Raw genomic sequence first — 17,230 nt, forward strand, 5'->3', positions numbered from 1 at the left:
CGCGGGCTCCAGGCGTGGTGCTGGCTGGCAAGGACTTGGGCCGACGTGCGCGTTGCGATTGTCGACGTAGGCGTGGGGAGGCCGGACGCTGGGCCGTTGGGGACGCGGGCATTCGCGGCGCAATGACGCACCCACCGCGACAGATCCCGTTACTTGTCAGGGCTGGTAAACGATGGTGTACCAACGGTAGAACGCCGGCCGTAGCCGCTGGATGAGTTCGACCGCCCGCAGATGCGTGTCGGGCGCTTCCGACACGGTCTGCCAGTCCTCGCCCCACTGAGCGACATCGCGAACCAGGTCCGGGTCGATCCCTGCACCCACCAGGGCTTCTGGTCCCGAGAACATCAAGCCGCGTGGACCCCATAGCGGGATCAGGACGGTGTGATCGCCCATGAACCGGATGATGGTCCCTTCGGGATGCTCGTGCTCCAGAGCGTCAGTGTGCACGTCCGACGGTTTCAACGCACAGCGACCGATCGGCAGATGCGGCAACTCCGACGCGCGCCGACGCGGCTACTAGACACTCGACTGCAGGATCGGTGTCTGGCCAGACTCGGTCCAGGTGTCCGGCGGAAGGCTCTCCACGCGGCTGCCCACCGAGTGTTGGTATGGCTCTCTTCCGGTCTGCAGTCCGTCGGACACTGTGACGAGGCGTGGCTCGAAAGGGGACTGCCCAGCTCGTAGTAGCACTGCCCACCTCGCCGTCCCTACCGGTACGAGGAAGCAGGAGAAGAACGCTATGGCGAAGGTGATCATTGGGGTCGATCCCCACAAGTTGTCGGCCACGATCGAGGTCGTCGACTCCCACGAGAAGCTCCTCGGGTCCGGTCGGTTCCGCACCGACCACGCCGGCTACACCGCGATGCGCACGTATGTGAAGCAGTGGCCCGACCGGCGGTGGGTGATCGAGGGGTCCAACGGCGCCGGCCGCCCGCTGGCCCAGCGTCTCCTCGAGGCCGGCGAGGATGTCGTGGACGTGCCGGCCAAGCTCGCGGCCCGGGTGCGGCTCTTCGACACCGGTCATAACCGCAAGACCGACGCCCGCGACGCGCACTCGATCGCGATCGTCGCGGTCCGCACCACGACCCTGCGGGTGCTGCGCCGCGACGGTGAGCTCGAAGCGCTGCGGATGCTGTGTGACCGCCGTGAGGAACTCACCCGACTCCGGGTCCAGACCGTGAACCGGCTCCAACGGCTGCTGGCCGAACTGGTCCCGGGCACGGCCAAGAAGGACCTCACCGCCCTGCAGGTCAAGGCGATCTTGGCGTCGGTGCGCCCGCGTGACATCGCCGGGAAGACCCGCCGGCGGATTGCTGCCGAGGAGCTCGCTGACCTGGTCGCGGTCGAGGCGAAGATGAAGAAGGCCACCGCCGAGCTCAAGGTCCTGGTCAAAGAACGCGGGTCACGACTCATGGACCTGCGCGGTGTCGGGCCCGTGGTCGCTGCCCCGACGTTGGCCGACGTGGGTGACGTCACGCGGTTCGCGGACCGCAACCGGTTCGCGTCCTGGACCGGCACCGCACCCCTGGACGCTTCGTCTGGTGAGCAGAACCGGCACCGGTTGTCGCGGGCCGGGAACCGGCGGATGAACCACATGATCCACATCGCCGCGATCAGCCAGATCAGACTCGACACCGAAGGTCGGGCCTACTACCGACGCAAGCTCGCCGCCGGCAAGACCAAGCTCGAAGCGCTGCGGTGCCTCAAGCGCAGGATCTCCGACGCCTTCTACCGACAACTCCTCGCCGACGCCCAACGCTCCGCCATCGAAGACGTTGGTGCGGGTCCGGGAGGGCACTGCGGGGCGTCTCAAGAATCCAGCGCGGTCGACCTGCCCCCGCACATCGACACTTCGGATCAGCCACTTCCCGGACCCGCGAAACCGACGCTACAACCGCCGAGGACCGCGCGGAAGACCACCGGATCCAAGACACCCCAGACCACCGGTTGACAACAATGGGGAGCCGGTATGACACACCCGTCCCGGGCTTACCTGTGACACGCGTGAAGCCGCCGGGCTCTGAAACGTCACGCGTTCAGGCGTCAGCCCGCATGCGTGCCGGGTGGGGCCAGTGAGGTCGGTGGTGGCTATCGGAGCAGACGGAACCTCGAACTGGTATCGCCTTCCACAACGTCGGCTACTCAAGACCAATGGAGCCGGAAGCGCCCAGCTCTGACGCCGCTGTAGCAGAAACGACAAGCTTGTTACCGGAGAGTTGCGTCTCGGAAATGGCTCAAGTCGTTGTTTTGCGTCGTTCGCGAGCGTTCTCAGTCGTGCAGATGCTCTATGACGTCGAGTCGAAGGTCACGATATTGCCGCGTCAACTGTTTCTTCTGAGAGGAGCGCTTGATTCCCGAACAACGAGTCGAACGGGAAGCGTCAGTTCGATGACCTGGTGTGCGTAAGCGTCAGCACCGAGCAGTCGTTCCACCGCCAAGCGCCCAATTTCCTCGAGAGGATTGTCGATGGTGGTGAGGGAAGGGATGAATACACCCGACATCAGCACGTTGTTGTATCCCACCACCGACAGATCTCGCGGAGTTTGCAGACCGCGGTCCCAAGCCGCGCGGATCACTGCCATAGCCAGCGAGTCGTCGCCAACGAAGATCGCCGTCGGCGGATTCTCCAGGTCGAACAGACGATTGGCGCCGCTCGCAGCTGACGACAAACTGTAATGACGAGTGAAGACTAGGTCTTCGTCGTACGGAACTCCGGCATTGTCGAGTGCCTCGCGGTAGCCATCGAGCCGTCCTGAAGTGGTGCTGTACACCCGTTCCCCCGCGATGAACCCAATCCGGCGATGACCGAGCGACAGCAGGTGCTCGGTCGCCAGGCGCCCGCCAAGAACATCGTCGCCCGCTATCCGCGACAGCTCGCCGGAGAACCTGTTCGCCTGAATATAGGGCGTAGTATTTCGTACCAGCTCCCGGGTCGCCCTATCGGCGTCAGCTCCAAAATGAGCTGTAGCGTCAACGATGCCGTCTACCCCACGTTGCAGGATGTTCTCAATGCCGTCCGCGAAACGTGAGCCGTCGTTGCCGATGGGATATACCAATACGCGGTATCCGAGCTCGTGGGCGCCGCGTTCAACGCCAGCGTGCAGGTGCGAGAATACCGGGTCGCGCATGTCCGGGACGAGCAGTCCCAGCGTCTGGCTGCGCCCAGTCGCGAGCGCCCGTGCCGCGAAGTCCGGTCGGTATCCGAGTTCTTCCGCCGCTTTCAGCACTCGTTCGCGGGTCTCAACCGTCGTGCGCTGCACATCTCCGCGGAGGATCCGCGAGACGGTCGAGTAGTGGACTCCCGAGAATCCTGCGATGGTCCGCAACGTGGGCCTGGATGTCGACTGCGGTCTCTGAGCACTCACGACAAGACCTTACCTAATTTCGGGTGTTCACTACACGACGAGATATCTCTGGAGCAGCGCCTCGTCTTCGCGTAGGGCCTGCGCGGTCCCTTCGTGAACGATCTGGCCCTTGTCCATGACGTAGGCACGCTCGGCATACTTCACCGCCAAACGGACGTTCTGCTCGACCATCAGAACTCCCAGTCCATCGCGATTCGCCTCACGAAGAGTCGCGATGAGCTCTTGTACGATTGACGGTTGCAAGCCCTCTGAGAACTCGTCGAGCATGAGGAGTTCAGGCCGGGCGGCGATGGCTCGCGCCAAGGCAAGCATACGCTGTTCCCCGCCACTGAGCGAAGCGGCCCTTTGAGCGCTCTTTTCACGCAACTTGGGAAAGTTGTCCATTATCGCGTCCACCGAGTACGCCAACGATCGAGGTAGAGGCTTCCCGGCGACTGCGAGGTTCTCGCCGACCGTGAGATTGGGAAAGACACCGCGGTCCTCATCGACCCACCGCATGCCATTGCGGACTCGACGGTGACTGGACCAACGCTCCAGGTTTACGCCTTTCCACGTCACCGCGCCCGATCTCACGGGCAGACGACCGGTCACGGCCTTCATCAGCGTGGACTTGCCGACGCCATTTCGGCCAATCAATGCAACAAATTCACCTGCGGACACGTGACAGGAGACCCCCTCAAGAACTGTGGAGTCCCCGTACCCTGCGCGCACGGCCGTCACCTTGAGGAGAGACCCGTTGTCGGGCCGGACGTCAACTGTCGCGGGAGTTACATCCGGCGTGCCGTGCTCAATCATGATCCGGAACTCCTAGATAGATCTCTTGGACGAATGGGTCACTTTGCAGGTCGTCGATGCGGCCTTGCCTGACCAATGCACCACGATGCAGTACGGCAACTGCGGTGTCGAGTTGTCGAATGAAGGTCATGTCGTGATCAATCACAAGGGTCGCGATGCCCCCGCGAACCGATCGGATCACCTCAGCGACTTCTTCCGTTTCCCGAGACGACATGCCTGCTGCCGGCTCGTCCAATAGCAGAACTTTAGGAGTGTCAGCTAGGGCCATGGCAATCTCGAGGAGGCGTTTCTGCCCGTGGGGGAGAGAGCCGCTCACCGTGTCGGCGCGAGCATGTAGGCCCACTTGCGACAGTGCCCAGTCCACGCGGTCTCGCTCCTCGGTCGAACTCTTACTTCTCCTCATCAGAGTTGATGGGCGGGTTCGGAACCGCAGAGCCAAGAGCACGTTCGCAAACAGTGACGCTTCTTCGAGGACACGAGCGGTCTGGAACGTTCGCGCGATACCGAGCTGTCGACGCTTGCTCGTCCCAAGCGAAGTGATGTCCTCCCCGTCTAGGTGGACGGTACCGGCGTCCGGGGCCGCAAAGCCGGTCACCAGGTTGACGAATGTGCTCTTGCCAGCACCGTTGGGACCGATGAGGCACTTCGTCTCGCCCGGTTGCAGTTCGAAAGTGATGTCGTCGGCCACAACTAGTCCGCCGAAGCGCTTGACGAGCGAATCGACACGTAAGGCCGGCGCGGCTGTGGATGTGCTCAAAGAGCCGTCCGGAACTGACTTGTGCTGCATGTGAGAAGTCACCGGCGAGCCACCTTCCTGATCGCGTCGCGGACGAGGCCGCCGATGCCCTGAGGTGCGGCGACGACAGTGACGACGAAGAGAACCCCGATGACCAACAGGTAGTAATCGACCGACACGCCAGCGAGGTAACTCTGGCTGACCGTCAATCCGAAGGCCAGGAGCAGAGGACCGAAGAGCGTGCCCCCGCCGCCGATCGCGACCCATACGAGCGCCTGCATGTTGAATGCGATTCCGAAGAGCTCGGGGTAGGCGGTGCCAGACACCGACGGAAACAGCGCTCCTGCGGTAGTAACAACCGCAGCGCTTATGGCAACAACCTGATACCGGATCGCGTTGACTGGATAGCCCAATGATTCAGCCCGGTCACGGTCGTCGCGGATTGCACGAACCGCGTCGCCCCACGCGCTGCGCTGGATCCACCAGAGCCCTAGGGCAATGACACTCGTGACCGTCAGGACGAAGAAGTAGTAGGCCCGAGTGTCGGTCAGTTCGACACCGGCTATAGAAGGGCCGGTGACACCGGTGAGGCCGTTCGACCCGCCCGTCAGGTCGTACGCACTCACGGCGAGCCGTTGAAACGCCAGTGCGACGGCGAGACCGATGAGGCCAAACTGGATCTGTGCGGCACGTGATCGGAAGCCCACGTAGGCGATGAGCAGGCCCAAGAGTACTGAACACGCCAGGACGATCGGGTATGCGACGAGCGGTTCGATGTCATTGGTGATGGCATAAGCCATGCCGTAGGCGCCGAGGCCGAAGAACAGCGCCGAGCCGAGCATGAGAATGCCGCCGTGGCCCCAGCTCATGTCAACGCCAGCGGCGTAGAGTCCGAAGATCATGGCGCTGGTCAGGATTGACAAGCCGTACGGCTGTGCTGTCACTCCAGTCGTAACCAGGTACAGGACCAGACCGGCCATCGCTGTTGGGAGGAGCAGCCTGGGCCAGCGGCGAGGGGCCGCGGGCGCTTCCGCTGGTCTGCTTGCAGTCATGGTCATCGCAGGTCCGCCGTTCCGACGAGGCCGTTGGGTCGGAAGTAGATCGCAACCACGACGGCCGCAAGGACGATGACCTGAGCGGTCGTGGCGTCCAGGAATGTTGTCATCAAACTGGACAGGCCACCGATCAGCACCGCACCCGCGAGGGGTGCGTACAGACTGCCGACACCCCCCACCATGACGACGAGGAACGCCTGCACCACGTACTGCGTACCCATGAGCGGAGTCACGGAGGCGAGCGGCGCGATCAGCGCACCCGTCAGTCCGGCCACAGCGCTTCCCACGATGAAAGTGGCCATATACACGCGCCGAGAATTGATGCCGACCGCCTCGGCCTTGTCCGCGCCGTCCATGGTTGCCCGGATGGTCAGGCCCCAAGACGTGCGGGTGAACGCTACGGTGAGGGCTGCCAACACCAGGATCGCCGCGCCTAGAAACAGGAGGCGATAGGTCGAGTAACTAGTCCCCAGGACGTTGCTGGTGCCATTGACAGGGGCGGACACGAACTGGGCAGACGGCCCGAAGACGATGCGCAGCAGCTGCTGGATAACGATCGCTACGCCCCACGTGGCGAGAAGCGTCGACAGGCCTCCAACGCTGTAGAGCCGGCGAATCACCAGTGCCTCGACGCACAGCCCTGCGACTCCCGCTGCTGCCGCTCCCGCCACCACGCCGACCCAGAACGGCGCACCTGATGCCGTCAGGATGACAACTGTGTACGCACCGATGGTCAGCAGTTCTCCATGAGCCATATTGATCACGTTCATCAGCCCGTACACGATGTACAGACCGGCCGCCATCAGTAACGTGATCGCGATTGAGACAGTGACGTTCAGGATGATGTCCACTTGGTACCTCCAGTTTCCAGCGCGCAGTGTGCAGAAGTCACTCGACGGAACATCCATCGAAACCCGGGTGGCTGGCGACACCGAGATCCTCGAGAACGGTGTAGTTATCGTTCTCGATCTTCATCTGGTAAAGCTGCTGGTCAAACATGTGGTTGTCGGGGTTGACGGTGACGGTGCCCTGGGGCAGATCCACCGAGAGGCCCTCGAGTGCTTCGATCACGTCTTCCGCGTCCGTCGATCCAGCCTCCTCAACGGCGGCGTCCAGGGCGAGTAGAGAGCCGTAGGAGCCAGCTGCGCCGGTGGGACCGAGGGGGTTCGTCTGGTCAGGGTAGGTCTTTTTGTGCGCCGACACGTAGGGCTCGTTCTGGGGTGTATCGAGAAGTTCGCTGTACCTGTTCACGACGATGACTCCGTCTGCCTCTTGGCCGAATCCCGAGTAGTTCTCGGTGTCGAAGGTCGCGGAGCCAGTGACCAGCATGTTGTCGAACACTCCGGCCTGGCGAGCCTGGCGCACGAACGTCACGCCATCGGCGCCGGGCAGGGTCAGGAAGAGGATCTCGGGCTTCGCCTTCAAGATTGCGCTGATCTCTGCGGAGTAGTCGGTGCTGTCCGTGGGCGTGTACTTCTCCTCCACGATCGTGCCACCGTTCTCCTCGACGATCCGCTTCGCCACCGCGGTGAGACTCCGGGGGAAGACGTAATCGGAGCCGAGGAAGTAGACGCTCTTGCCCGATTGCTCCATGACGTTCGGGAGGAACGACTCCAAGAGCATCTCCGGCGTCGGGCCGGAGGCGAACACGTATGGGTTGACCTTCGTCGGGTCGCCGGGCAGGCAGGTCTTGATCTCGCCGTCCAGCGAGTAGATGAAGGGCACCTTGTTCTCCGAGGCCACCGGCACGACTGCAAGAGTCTCCGCGCTGCTGCCGGTTCCGATGAGGAACTGCGCGCCGTCTCGCCCGACGAGCTCGCGAGCCCGCTGCGTGTTGGTCGCCGGGTCGGACGCGCCGTCGGCGAACACGAGCTTCACATCCTTGCCATCCATGCCCCCGTTCGCGTTGATCTCCTCAGCCGCGAGCTTGGCGCTATCACGGATCGCTGTGCCGTGGGTGGACATGAAGCCAGTGACAGGCGCAAGGACGCCGATCACCACCTCATCCTCGCTACCAGTTGCGCCTCCTCCAGGTGCGCAGGCGCTAAGGGTCGCTGCGGCGCCAAGCGCAACGGCGACGGTCAGGGACAGCGTCTTGGTCTTTTTCGGACCCACGAGGGTTGAGGCCAGACGGTTCAGGTTGGTGTGCATTGGGTCACTCCCGGTTCGATGGAGCACAGACGCTAAACCGAAACCGAATCCTGCGCAAGCGGTTGGCCAAACGCTTGCGCAAGTTATGCTCACCCGTACACCTAGCGACAAGGATGGTTTGGAGCATGACCACAGCCCCGCCGAGGAGAACGTCGTCCGACCGGTACGACCCCTCCCTAGCCAGCTTCATATCGTTCGAGCCCGAGCCGCCCCGATCCCTGGTGAGGGGCGACCTTGCCGGACTCACGGTGGGCGTCAAAGACAACATGCACGTCGCTGGCTTTCACACCACCAACGGTGCGCTCCGAGGTGTCGATGAGATCGCCCGAAGCGATGCGCCGGCCATCGCCGACCTCAGAGCTAGAGGTGCCACAGTGTTCGGCAAGACCAACCTCAACGAATACGCATACGGAGTGAGCGGGTACAACCCTCATTTCGGAGCTGTCCTGAATCCCCTCGACCGCCTCCGCACCGCCGGTGGGTCCAGTGGGGGATCTGCTGCAGCTGTTGCGGCCGGCGTGATCGACATCGGCATCGGAACGGACACCAGCGGTTCCACCCGGATCCCGGCCGCCTGCTGCAATGTCTACGGCTTCAAACTCGCGCACGGACACGGGTCAATGCTCGGCGTGACCCCACTAGCTCCCAGCTTCGACTCACTCGGATACTTCGCTGCGGACGTGGCAGACTTGCAGCGCGTGATGGGGCTGCCTGTTCTCCCCGATCCTGATCGCCTCACCATCGGCCGACTAGGCGACAATTTTCTTCCGCCGACACTCCCCCACGCTCACTGGACCGTGTTCCGAGATGAAGTTTGGCGAGTACATGCCAAGGCCATCGAGTCAGACGCCCAGCAGTTCGGCAAGGACCTGCAGTGGAAGTTCACGCTCCCCAGGACCGGGGCCGACGACGCGCGTCACGAGTTGCTCGATTGGCGAGCCACGTTCATTGAAACCGCTCGGCACTTCGACGTATTCATCGGTCCTGTCTTCGACGGGCCTGCTCCAACCGTTGCAGAAGCTGAGGCCGACTACGAACGTGATGAGTTCGTGGTCGGTGACCGACTGTTGAAGTACACGCCGGTATACAACGAACTCGGTTGGCCCGCCCTGACATGCCCCACGCGTGAGGGACCCATCCAAATCGCCGCACGACCTGGTCACGAGGCGGCCATTCTGGCGGTCGCAAAGGTGCATGGACTCGAGCGAGACGAAACGGTAGTCGGCTGAAGTACGCGAAACCACTTCTGGCCGGCTGCACGTGGACGGGCCGGGCACACAAGTCCGGTCGGTCGGACCTCGGCCCATCGGGCGTGGCGACCCGCAAGCAACCTCGGTGTCACTACCGCATTCGATCGATTCGAGACCTCGAGCCAGGCGACCGCGCCTAGGAGCCAAGCCGGTTGGCTGGCGCCGTGACTGGCACACCGTCACGCGTGTTCCACGACAGATCCGGAGATGTTCTTTCCGTCCGACGACCTTACGGTCGCGAACGCCGCATCGCAGAGTTCCAACGCCGAAAGCAAGTAGATTCGGGAAGCACAAATGGCCAAACCCGGACTTTGATCAGTTATTTGCAAGTATTCATCGTCGGTTGGGGCACCAATTGGCGCGCGTCATAGTGGGCGGTTCGACGCGGCTCGCATGCGACAAGGTGGTCCATGGATCAACCGACGCCGGGAGACGGCGACACGTACTGCCGAACTCACCCTGAGCGGGACTGAAACAGGTCGGCGGCCGACAGTCGACGTGCTACCCGGATAGCCCTCCGGACGGATGCCGTGAGCGGCGTCCAGACGCACACGGCTTGCGACGGGTGGAAGCCCGACAAGCGACCACCACCAGTCGTTTCGGGGGACCCGTAGCAGCGTGGCGAGCGAGCCCGATATGCCCACCGACACCGACCGAAATCTCACATCCGACACCTGGGCCCGCCCGAGCGCGCCGCGACACCTTTCCGGCAGGGATCAAGACGCCAACAGCGGGCCGAGCCGATCCTCCGTGCGCCACGCACCGCCGTTCCGCGGTGCGTCGTACCCGCGGAGAGCGACTCGAGCGCGCACCGGCGGCGTACGCCGAAGCCACGCAGGCAGCGGCCGACGACTAGGCTGCGCCGGTGAGCGGCACCCTGGTAGCGAAGGACCTGGCCGGTGGTCACGGACACCGCACCCTCTTCGAGTCCCTGAACCTGACGGTGGCGCCCGGCGACGTGGTCGGGGTGGTGGGTGCGAACGGCGCCGGCAAGTCCACCCTGCTGCGGTTGCTGAGCGGCGACACCGCCCCGATGGCGGGCACCGTGTCCACAGCTCCCGCGGACGCCTTCGTCGGCTGGCTCCCGCAGGAGCACGAACGCGTCCCCGGGGAGACCGTGGGCGGCTACCTCGCGAGGCGGACAGGCGCAGCCGCAGCGACCGCAGCGATGGAGGCCGGCGCGACGGCGCTCGAGGTCGATGCACCCGGAGCGGGCGACGACTACGCGGTGGCTCTCGACCACTGGCTGGCCAGCGGTGCCCCCGACCTGGAGGACCGGGCGCCTGCCACTCTTGCCGAGCTCGGTCTCACCGTCGGCCTGGACGCGCTCATGACGTCCTTGTCCGGGGGCCAGGCAGCGCGAGTCGCCCTGGCGGCGCTGCTGCTCAGTCGCTTCGACGTCGTGCTGCTCGACGAGCCGACGAACGACCTCGACCTCGAGGGCCTCGAGCGGCTCGAGTCCTTCGTGCGCGGCCTACGCGCAGGCGTGGTGCTCGTCTCGCACGACCGGGAGTTCCTGGCCCGCTGTGTCACCCGGGTCGTCGAGCTCGACCTGGCGCAGCAGCAGGTCTCGGTGTACGACGGCGGCTACGACGCCTTCCTGGAGGAGCGGGCCGTCGCCCGGCGCCACGCCCGCGAGGCCTACGACGATTTCGCCGACAAGAAGGCCGACCTGCAGGCGCGGGCACGTACGCAGCGGGAGTGGAGCTCCCAGGGAGTTCGCAACGCGATGCGCAAGGCTCCCGACAACGACAAGATCCGGCGCAAGGCCCAGACGGAGTCCTCGGAGAAGCAGGGACAGAAGGTGCGTCAGATGGAGTCGCGGATCGCGCGTCTGGAGGAGGTCGAGGAGCCGCGCAAGGAGTGGGTGCTGCAGTTCGACATCGCCACGGCTCCACGGTCGTCGAGCGTGGTCGCCACCCTCGACGCGGCCACCGCGCGGCGGGGCGACTTCGTCCTGGGACCGGTCTCGCTGCAGGTCGCGGCAGGGGACCGCGTCGCGATCACCGGGCCCAACGGCGCGGGGAAGACCACGCTCCTCGACCTGCTGCTGGGTCACGTCGCCCCCGATGACGGTCGGGCGTCCCTGGGAGCCAGCGTGGCGGTGGGCATGATCGACCAGGCGCGCACCTCGCTGCCCGACGACCAGCCTCTGGGCGACGCGTTCGAGGGCGCCGTACCAGCCATGACGTCGGGGGAGGTGCGGACGCTGCTCGCGAAGTTCGGGTTGAAGGCCGACCAGGTCGCCAGCCTGGTCGGACGGCTCTCGCCCGGAGAGCGCACGCGCGCGGCGATGGCGCTCCTCCAGGCGCGAGGGGTCAACCTCCTGGTGCTCGACGAGCCCACCAACCACCTCGACCTGCCCGCGATCGAGCAGCTCGAGCAGGCGCTGGACACCTACGACGGCACGTTGTTGCTCGTCTCCCACGACCGGCGCCTGCTGTCGAACGTCCGGCTCGACCAGAGGTGGGACGTGCAGGCCGGCTGCGTGACGGTGCACTGACGGGCCAAGCGCCGTTGATAACGTCGCGCTGTGCTGCGCAACGGATCGGACGGCTACGGGTGGGCGACCAAGTCGCTGCACTGGGTCACGGTGCTGGCGCTCCTCATGCAGTTCGTCGTCGGCTACGCGATGGATCCCGACGACGGGAGCGGGCGCGGACGAGGTCGGGGGCGTGGCGGCGAGTCCGGCCGCGGGCGCGGGCGGGGGGGTGATGATGCGGCGTACGACGTGTTCGACGAGCCGCTGCTCACGTTGCACGTGTCGCTGGGTGTTCTCATCATCGCGCTCGCGATCACCAGGTTGGTATGGCGACGCGTCGGCAGCCTGCCGCCGTGGGCCGAGCAGCTGAGCGACCGCCAGCGGGTCCTGTCGACCTGGACCGAGCGCTCACTGCTGACGTTGCTCATCGTGGTCCCAGGCACCGGCCTCGTCCTGGTGCTCAGTGGCGACGACGACCTGCTGTGGATGCACGTCGCCGGCCACGTGGTGTTCTTCGTGGTGCTGGCCGTGCACGTCGCGATGGCCCTGACGAAACGGCTGCTGCCGCGGATGCTGTGAAGGGGCCGCTCAGCGGTCCAGGGGCCAGCCGCGCTGGGCCCAGCCTTGGGTGCCCTCGGTGACGTTGAAGGCGTCGACTCCCTGGGCCTTCAGGTAGTCCGCGATCGCCCGGCTACGACCGCCGCTCTGACAGATCACCATGACCTGGCGGTCGGTGGGGACCTCCGCGAGTCGCTCCGGCACGTCGTTCATGGAGATGTGTACGGCGCCCGGGACGTGTCCGGCCGTGAACTCGTGGTCCTCCCGCACGTCCAGCACGAAGGCGCCCATCGCGTGTGCCGCGGCGAAGTCGTCGAGGGTGACCTCACCGGACGCGGCTGCGTCCTGGGCGGCGCTGGCCTGGCGGCGTACGTCGTCCATGTCGAGCCCACGAGCTTGCTCGATGACATCGCCCAGAGCCTTCGGGGGCAGGGCGCCCGCCTGGTTGAAGAGCAGGATCCCGTCGCGGAAGAGCATCAGCGTCGGGATCGAGGTGATGCCCGCCTGCGCGGCGAGCTCCTGCTCGGCCTCGGTGTCGACCTTGCCGAAGGTGATGTCCGGGTGCGCCTCCGCGGCCGCCTCGAAGACGGGCGCGAACTGACGACACGGGCCACACCAGGAGGCCCAGAAGTCGACGATGGTGATGCCCTCGCGGGTGACGGTCTGCTCGAAGGACTCGGCGGTCAGGTCGACGGTGCTCATGCGTTCCAGACTACGTGGGGAGGGCGACGACCCTGTCCGGGCTCCGCGCTTCGCCGTACCGTCTCGTCAACCGACTCGTTGGAGTGACCATGCCCCTGACCCCCCGACCAGCTGCCCGGCGCCTCCTCCTCACGCTGCTGGCCGGCGTGCTCGCGGCCGGCGGGCTGCTCGCTGTCACGGGTGGTGGCGCCGAGGGGGGTCGAGAGCCCCTCCCGGTCCCGCGCGCCGACTGCGGCAAGGGCTCGCGGCCCGAGACCGACATCCAGGGCCGGGTGCCGGCCAGCGACTACGCGTCCGGACGAGTCGACAGCGGCTACCGCTGCAACGCCCGGGCCGTCTCCCACCGAGGCACGTCGGGCGGGTTCAAGGTGCACCGGTTCACCGATGCCAAGGGCCACACCTGCGCCTTCTACGACAGCACGCTCGTCTTCCCTCGCGACCTCGTCTACAACGTGAGGTCCGGCCTCGGCGTCATCGTCCTGGCGATGGACGACCCGAAGCGGCCACGACAGACCGCCACCCTCGTCACCCCGGCCATGCAGAGCCCGCACGAGTCCCTGCTGCTCAACAGGAGGCGGGGGCTGCTCGTCGCCTCTCTCGGGACCGCTGCGACCTATCCCGGTGTCCTCGACGTCTATGACGTGAAGAGCGACTGCCGCCGCCCGAAGCTGCTCTCCAGCACCCCGAGCGGCGTGCTCGGTCATGAGAGCGGCTTCGCGCCGGACGGCCGGACGTTCTGGACGGCCAGCACCTCCGGGACCCTCGTCGCGATCGATCTCGCCGACCCCCGGCTGCCCACCCCGGTCATGGTCCAGCCGGGCGTCGGCTATCACGGTCTGCGCTTCTCCGCCGACGGCGACACGATGTATGCCGCCAACATCGGCAACCCCGACCTGGCGGCGCTCGACCTGATGGGCGGCACCGGCCTCGACATCCTCGACGTCAGCGCGGTGCATGACCGGGTGGTCGGGGCGATGCCGACCCTGCTCTCCAAGCTGACGTGGCCGGAGGCCTCGATCCCGCAGTCGGCCGAGCCCTTCACCCAGGACGGCCACGACTACCTGCTGGAGATGGACGAGTACGCCGACCTGTTCTCGCTCAAGGGCGCCTCCGACCAGCCCGACGCGCCGGTCGGAGCAGGCCGGATCATCAACGTCGACGACCCTCGCCACCCGTTCGTCGTCTCTCACCTGCGGCTCGAGGCCCACCAGCCCGAGGTGCACGGAGGCGAGCAGTACACCGACCCCGGCGCGAACTTCCCCGCGCAGGGCTACGCCGGTCACTACTGCTCAGTGCCGAAGCGCACCGATCCGAAGATCGCCGGCTGCTCGATGATCCTGTCGGGACTGCGGCTCTTCGACATCAGCGATGTGGAGCACCCGCGCGAGGTGGCCTACTTCAACCGGCCCCAGCGGCCCGGCAGCAGGCCGAGCTTTCCCGACGTCGCCGGCTCCTACGCGATGTCCGCCCCCGCGTGGGACCCGAAGCGCGGATCGGTCTGGTACACCGACGCCAACTCGGGGTTCTACGACGTCAAGCTCACCAACGGGATCGCGAAGTTGCTGCGCTGACGAAGAAAAAAGAACCGCCCACGGTGAGTGACCGTGAGCGGCTCAGACTTCCCAAGGCTCAACCTGGGGCGGCCGAGGGATTTGAAGCCACGGGACCTGGAGCAAGTCGGTCTCACACGAGGTTTGACACCTGCTCCTGCCGACGACCGTACTCCTGTTCTCACGATCGCGTGGATCCCGCCGACAACCGGGCGCGGTGGGCTAGTCCGCAGACCCGGTCCGGAGGGCTACCGAACGGCCTGCGTGGCGTGATGGCTGGCCGAGACGGCCGCTGCGGAGGAGCTGTCCGGACCGTCCAAGCCCTCCGCCGGCGCGACCAGGAGCAGCTCGTCGACGTGTTCGGAGAGCCACTGGCGCGCGGACGGGGAGAGCCCGTCGTCGGCGATGATGGTCGAGGCCTTCGACAGGGCGGCCATCGAGCGGAGCCCGACCCTCCCCACTTGGTGGCGTCGGCGACCACGACCAGTCGGCGACCACTCGCGATCATCGCGCGGTTGGTCTCCGCCTCGAGGAGGTTGGGCGTGCTGAAGCCGGCTGCCGCGTCCATCCCGTGCACGCCCATGAAGACCGCGTCGAGGTGCAACGAGCGCAGGGCGGCAATCGCCATCGGACCCACCAGGGCGTCCGAGGGCGTCCGCACACCGCCCGTGAGGAGCACCGTGTGGCTGGGCACCCGGGCACGGTGGAGCAGGTCCGCGACCCAGACCGAGTTGGTGACGAGGGTGAGCCCTGGGATGGCCACCAGATGCCGGGCGAAAGCGAACGTCGTGGTGCCGGCCGAGACGGCGATGGCGCAGCCCGGGTGCACCAGCTGGGCTGCGCGGGCGGCGATCGCCTCTTTCTGCGCAGCTGGCGGTCGGACTTGGCCTCGAAGCCCGGCTCGGCGGTGCTGGGCTCGGCGCGTACGACGGCCCCGCCGTGCACCTTCTCCAGGGCGCCCTGCTCGTGCAGCGCCACCAGGTCGCGACGGATGGTCATGTCGGAGACGCCGAGGGCCGAGACCAGGCGGGTGACCCGGACGATCCGGTCGCGCTCGAGGAGCGCCAGGATCTCCGAGCGTCGCTGTGCCGCGAGCATCAGGCCTTTCGAACCACGCCCACGTGGCCCGCGGGCACCGTCAACCGTTCCTCGATCGTGCTGCCGGTCACGAGATCCACGCCCGGGCCATCGCCTAGATCCGTCGTTGGCTGCACTTCGACGTACCCAGGCAGCAATCGGGCGGCGCCGGTCACGCCGATGCGTCACCATCATCAGGTGCTGGAGCTGAGACCCAACTGCGAGTGCTGTGACAAGGACCTGCCGCCGACCGCCCCGGACGCGGTGATCTGCACGTTCGAGTGCACGTTCTGCCGTGGCTGCGTCGACACGATCCTGCGGGGTGTGTGTCCCAACTGCGGCGGCGACTTCACTGCCCGGCCCACCCGGCCGCCCGAGGGGCTGGTCGGCCATCCGGCGTCGACCGTCCGCGTCGTCGCCGAGGGCTGTTCCGACGGCCCGTGCGCGCAGTCGGGTGTCTGAAGGACAGCGGTGGTTCGCTGCCACCAGGTGACACCGGACGACCGCTGTCCGTGTCCGTGGGCGCAAGGGAGCACGAGCCCCCGGGTCGGGTCCCCGTCGGCTCGGCGGCCGCCAGTGCTGGGTCAGGACATCCGCTCGACGCGCTTGCGGTGCTGCTCGGAGTTGTCACCGTCGATGTCGGAGTCCTGGGTCCTGGAGATGTGCTTGATCTTCTCCTCCTGGCCCTGAACCGGCTGCGCCTCGATGAGGGTGTCGCGTTCGAACGCGTGGGACTTGTCGTTGTTGCGGTAGTAGCGGTACAGCGCCCAATAGGTGGCTGCGGCACCGGCCGGCCCGGCCGCGAGCAGCCACGCCAGACCGTCGTCGTCCGAGGCCATCACCGCGATCTCGGTGATCATGCCGGCGATCATGCGGAGGCCACCAGGATGTAGCCCGCGATGCCTTCCAGGAAGGTCCCGACGGTCATGGCGGCGGCGATGAGCCGCCACTGCGAGACCGGGACGCTGCCCATCGTCTCTCCCGTGCGGGCGTTGACCGCGATGTAGTGCAACATCTTGGTGTTCTCCTGGTAGTAGGAGTAGAGCCAGACGGGGAGATACATGGAGACCCAGCGCGAGCCGGCCACGTTGACCTGCTCCTGCTCCCATCGCACCCCGCGGTCGAACTGGCCGAGGGAGGCATGCACCTGCGAGCGACCGATGGACAGCAACTGGTCCTCCAGGACGGGCTTCATGTCCTCGACGTCACGGTCGCGCTTCTCGCTGGTGAACCCGACGAGATAGCTGGAGTTCCACTGCACGGCGTTCTTGGTGTCGAACGGGAGGATCGTGTTGATGATGTTGTTGGTGGTCGACCCGTCGAACTGCGCACGATCGGCTGCGCCCTCGATCGTCAGGTCGTCGACGGTGAAGGCGACCGAGCGGTCGACGCGGTAGACGTCCGCCGCGTAGTAGGTGACCGTGTTGTCGCCGTGCTTCTCGGTCCAGCGCCGCGTCTGGACCTCGCCCTTGCCGGCGTACGCCGCCTCGGCGCGCGCGTCGATCACGA

The 17,230-nt window shown here is 66.0% G+C and carries 17 protein-coding genes and 2 pseudogenes; 6 read left to right on the forward strand and 13 right to left on the reverse strand.

What is annotated here, in order from left to right; genetic code table 11:
• Positions 1–156 precede the first annotated feature (156 nt).
• Positions 157–393, reverse strand: a complete 237-nt coding sequence (locus JWN68_RS09435) for a hypothetical protein (RefSeq protein ID WP_297738052.1) — start codon at positions 391–393, stop codon at positions 157–159.
• Between the two features lie 346 nt (positions 394–739).
• Between JWN68_RS09435 and JWN68_RS09440 the strand changes: the two genes are divergently transcribed.
• The gene (locus JWN68_RS09440) at positions 740–1,951 is read left to right on the forward strand and encodes an IS110 family transposase (RefSeq protein ID WP_297738054.1); all 1,212 of its coding nucleotides are present in this window, start codon (positions 740–742) and stop codon (positions 1,949–1,951) included.
• A 370-nt stretch (positions 1,952–2,321) separates the two neighbouring features.
• On the opposite strand, the gene JWN68_RS09445 is transcribed toward JWN68_RS09440, so the two are convergent.
• Genes JWN68_RS09445 through JWN68_RS09470 form a run of 6 tightly spaced genes read right to left on the reverse strand, consistent with a single transcriptional unit; the run spans position 2,322 to position 8,102 of the window.
• Complete coding sequence (locus JWN68_RS09445; RefSeq protein WP_297738055.1) at positions 2,322–3,365, reverse strand: LacI family DNA-binding transcriptional regulator; 1,044 nt, start codon at positions 3,363–3,365, stop codon at positions 2,322–2,324.
• 30 nt (positions 3,366–3,395) lie between these two features.
• On the reverse strand, positions 3,396–4,160 hold the full coding sequence (locus JWN68_RS09450) for an ABC transporter ATP-binding protein (RefSeq protein ID WP_297738057.1): 765 nt from the start codon (positions 4,158–4,160) through the stop codon (positions 3,396–3,398).
• On the reverse strand, positions 4,153–4,947 hold the full coding sequence (locus JWN68_RS09455) for an ABC transporter ATP-binding protein (RefSeq protein ID WP_297738059.1): 795 nt from the start codon (positions 4,945–4,947) through the stop codon (positions 4,153–4,155). The genes JWN68_RS09450 and JWN68_RS09455 overlap by 8 nt, the downstream gene beginning before the upstream one ends.
• A gap of 8 nt (positions 4,948–4,955) precedes the next feature.
• Positions 4,956–5,954 carry a branched-chain amino acid ABC transporter permease gene (locus tag JWN68_RS09460; RefSeq protein WP_366519783.1) on the reverse strand — a complete coding sequence of 333 codons (999 nt, stop codon included), beginning with the start codon at positions 5,952–5,954 and terminating at the stop codon, positions 4,956–4,958.
• Positions 5,951–6,802: an urea ABC transporter permease subunit UrtB gene (locus tag JWN68_RS09465; RefSeq protein WP_297738063.1), complete on the reverse strand. Its 852-nt coding sequence runs from the start codon at positions 6,800–6,802 to the stop codon at positions 5,951–5,953. Before JWN68_RS09465 ends, JWN68_RS09460 begins: the two co-directional genes overlap by 4 nt.
• A 37-nt stretch (positions 6,803–6,839) precedes the next feature.
• Complete coding sequence (locus JWN68_RS09470; RefSeq protein ID WP_297738065.1) at positions 6,840–8,102, reverse strand: substrate-binding protein; 1,263 nt, start codon at positions 8,100–8,102, stop codon at positions 6,840–6,842.
• Positions 8,103–8,227: 125 nt separating this feature from the next.
• Between JWN68_RS09470 and JWN68_RS09475 the strand changes: the two genes are divergently transcribed.
• The 3 genes from JWN68_RS09475 (at position 8,228) to JWN68_RS09485 (ending at position 12,413) form a co-directional block, all read left to right on the forward strand.
• Positions 8,228–9,331, forward strand: coding sequence for an amidase (locus JWN68_RS09475; RefSeq protein WP_297738067.1), 1,104 nt, complete (start codon positions 8,228–8,230; stop codon positions 9,329–9,331).
• Between the two features lie 886 nt (positions 9,332–10,217).
• Positions 10,218–11,855 carry an ABC-F family ATP-binding cassette domain-containing protein gene (locus JWN68_RS09480; RefSeq protein ID WP_297738069.1) on the forward strand — a complete coding sequence of 546 codons (1,638 nt, stop codon included), beginning with the start codon at positions 10,218–10,220 and terminating at the stop codon, positions 11,853–11,855.
• Between the two features lie 30 nt (positions 11,856–11,885).
• A complete protein-coding gene (locus JWN68_RS09485; RefSeq protein ID WP_297738071.1) occupies positions 11,886–12,413 on the forward strand; it encodes a cytochrome b/b6 domain-containing protein in 528 nt (175 codons plus the stop codon).
• Positions 12,414–12,422: 9 nt separating this feature from the next.
• On the opposite strand, the gene trxA is transcribed toward JWN68_RS09485, so the two are convergent.
• Positions 12,423–13,094: a thioredoxin gene (gene trxA / locus JWN68_RS19300; protein ID WP_366519784.1), complete on the reverse strand. Its 672-nt coding sequence runs from the start codon at positions 13,092–13,094 to the stop codon at positions 12,423–12,425.
• 89 nt (positions 13,095–13,183) lie between these two features.
• Between trxA and JWN68_RS09500 the strand changes: the two genes are divergently transcribed.
• Positions 13,184–14,665 (forward strand): hypothetical protein, encoded by a 1,482-nt coding sequence (locus JWN68_RS09500; RefSeq protein ID WP_297738073.1) that lies wholly within the window; start codon positions 13,184–13,186, stop codon positions 14,663–14,665.
• 227 nt (positions 14,666–14,892) lie between these two features.
• On the opposite strand, the gene JWN68_RS09505 is transcribed toward JWN68_RS09500, so the two are convergent.
• From JWN68_RS09505 to JWN68_RS19310, 3 genes and pseudogenes are all read right to left on the reverse strand, one after another.
• Positions 14,893–15,081: a hypothetical protein gene (locus JWN68_RS09505; RefSeq protein ID WP_297738075.1), complete on the reverse strand. Its 189-nt coding sequence runs from the start codon at positions 15,079–15,081 to the stop codon at positions 14,893–14,895.
• Positions 15,082–15,137: 56 nt separating this feature from the next.
• Positions 15,138–15,473 (reverse strand): annotated as a pseudogene (locus tag JWN68_RS19305) (DeoR family transcriptional regulator); the annotation flags it as partial.
• A 155-nt stretch (positions 15,474–15,628) separates the two neighbouring features.
• Positions 15,629–15,916 (reverse strand): annotated as a pseudogene (locus tag JWN68_RS19310) (DeoR family transcriptional regulator); the annotation flags it as partial.
• A 3-nt stretch (positions 15,917–15,919) separates the two neighbouring features.
• Between JWN68_RS19310 and JWN68_RS09510 the strand changes: the two are divergent.
• Positions 15,920–16,183 carry a DUF1272 domain-containing protein gene (locus tag JWN68_RS09510; RefSeq protein WP_297738078.1) on the forward strand — a complete coding sequence of 88 codons (264 nt, stop codon included), beginning with the start codon at positions 15,920–15,922 and terminating at the stop codon, positions 16,181–16,183.
• A gap of 122 nt (positions 16,184–16,305) precedes the next feature.
• Here the strand turns inward: JWN68_RS09510 and JWN68_RS09515 are convergent, their stop codons facing one another.
• Together JWN68_RS09515 and JWN68_RS09520 are read right to left on the reverse strand one after the other, a co-directional pair.
• Complete coding sequence (locus JWN68_RS09515; protein WP_297738079.1) at positions 16,306–16,581, reverse strand: hypothetical protein; 276 nt, start codon at positions 16,579–16,581, stop codon at positions 16,306–16,308.
• A gap of 8 nt (positions 16,582–16,589) precedes the next feature.
• A partial coding sequence (locus tag JWN68_RS09520; protein WP_297738081.1) for a hypothetical protein occupies positions 16,590–17,230 on the reverse strand: 641 nt, incomplete at its 5' end.

The sequence above is a fragment of the Nocardioides sp. genome (assembly GCF_025964975.1).
Taxonomy (GTDB): domain Bacteria; phylum Actinomycetota; class Actinomycetes; order Propionibacteriales; family Nocardioidaceae; genus Nocardioides.

Bases quoted from the DNA above. Each gene is read 5' to 3' on its own strand.
- JWN68_RS09435 (WP_297738052.1), bottom strand. From the start codon at position 393: ATGGGCGATCACACCGTCCTGATCCCGCTATGGGGTCCACGCGGCTTG.
- JWN68_RS09440 (WP_297738054.1), top strand. From the start codon at position 740: ATGGCGAAGGTGATCATTGGGGTCGATCCCCACAAGTTGTCGGCCACG.
- JWN68_RS09450 (WP_297738057.1), bottom strand. From the start codon at position 4,160: ATGATTGAGCACGGCACGCCGGATGTAACTCCCGCGACAGTTGACGTC.
- JWN68_RS09455 (WP_297738059.1), bottom strand. From the start codon at position 4,947: ATGCAGCACAAGTCAGTTCCGGACGGCTCTTTGAGCACATCCACAGCC.
- JWN68_RS09460 (WP_366519783.1), bottom strand. From the start codon at position 5,954: ATGACCATGACTGCAAGCAGACCAGCGGAAGCGCCCGCGGCCCCTCGC.
- JWN68_RS09470 (WP_297738065.1), bottom strand. From the start codon at position 8,102: ATGCACACCAACCTGAACCGTCTGGCCTCAACCCTCGTGGGTCCGAAA.
- JWN68_RS09475 (WP_297738067.1), top strand. From the start codon at position 8,228: ATGACCACAGCCCCGCCGAGGAGAACGTCGTCCGACCGGTACGACCCC.
- trxA (WP_366519784.1), bottom strand. From the start codon at position 13,094: ATGAGCACCGTCGACCTGACCGCCGAGTCCTTCGAGCAGACCGTCACC.
- JWN68_RS09500 (WP_297738073.1), top strand. From the start codon at position 13,184: ATGCCCCTGACCCCCCGACCAGCTGCCCGGCGCCTCCTCCTCACGCTG.
- JWN68_RS09505 (WP_297738075.1), bottom strand. From the start codon at position 15,081: ATGGCCGCCCTGTCGAAGGCCTCGACCATCATCGCCGACGACGGGCTC.
- JWN68_RS09515 (WP_297738079.1), bottom strand. From the start codon at position 16,581: ATGATCACCGAGATCGCGGTGATGGCCTCGGACGACGACGGTCTGGCG.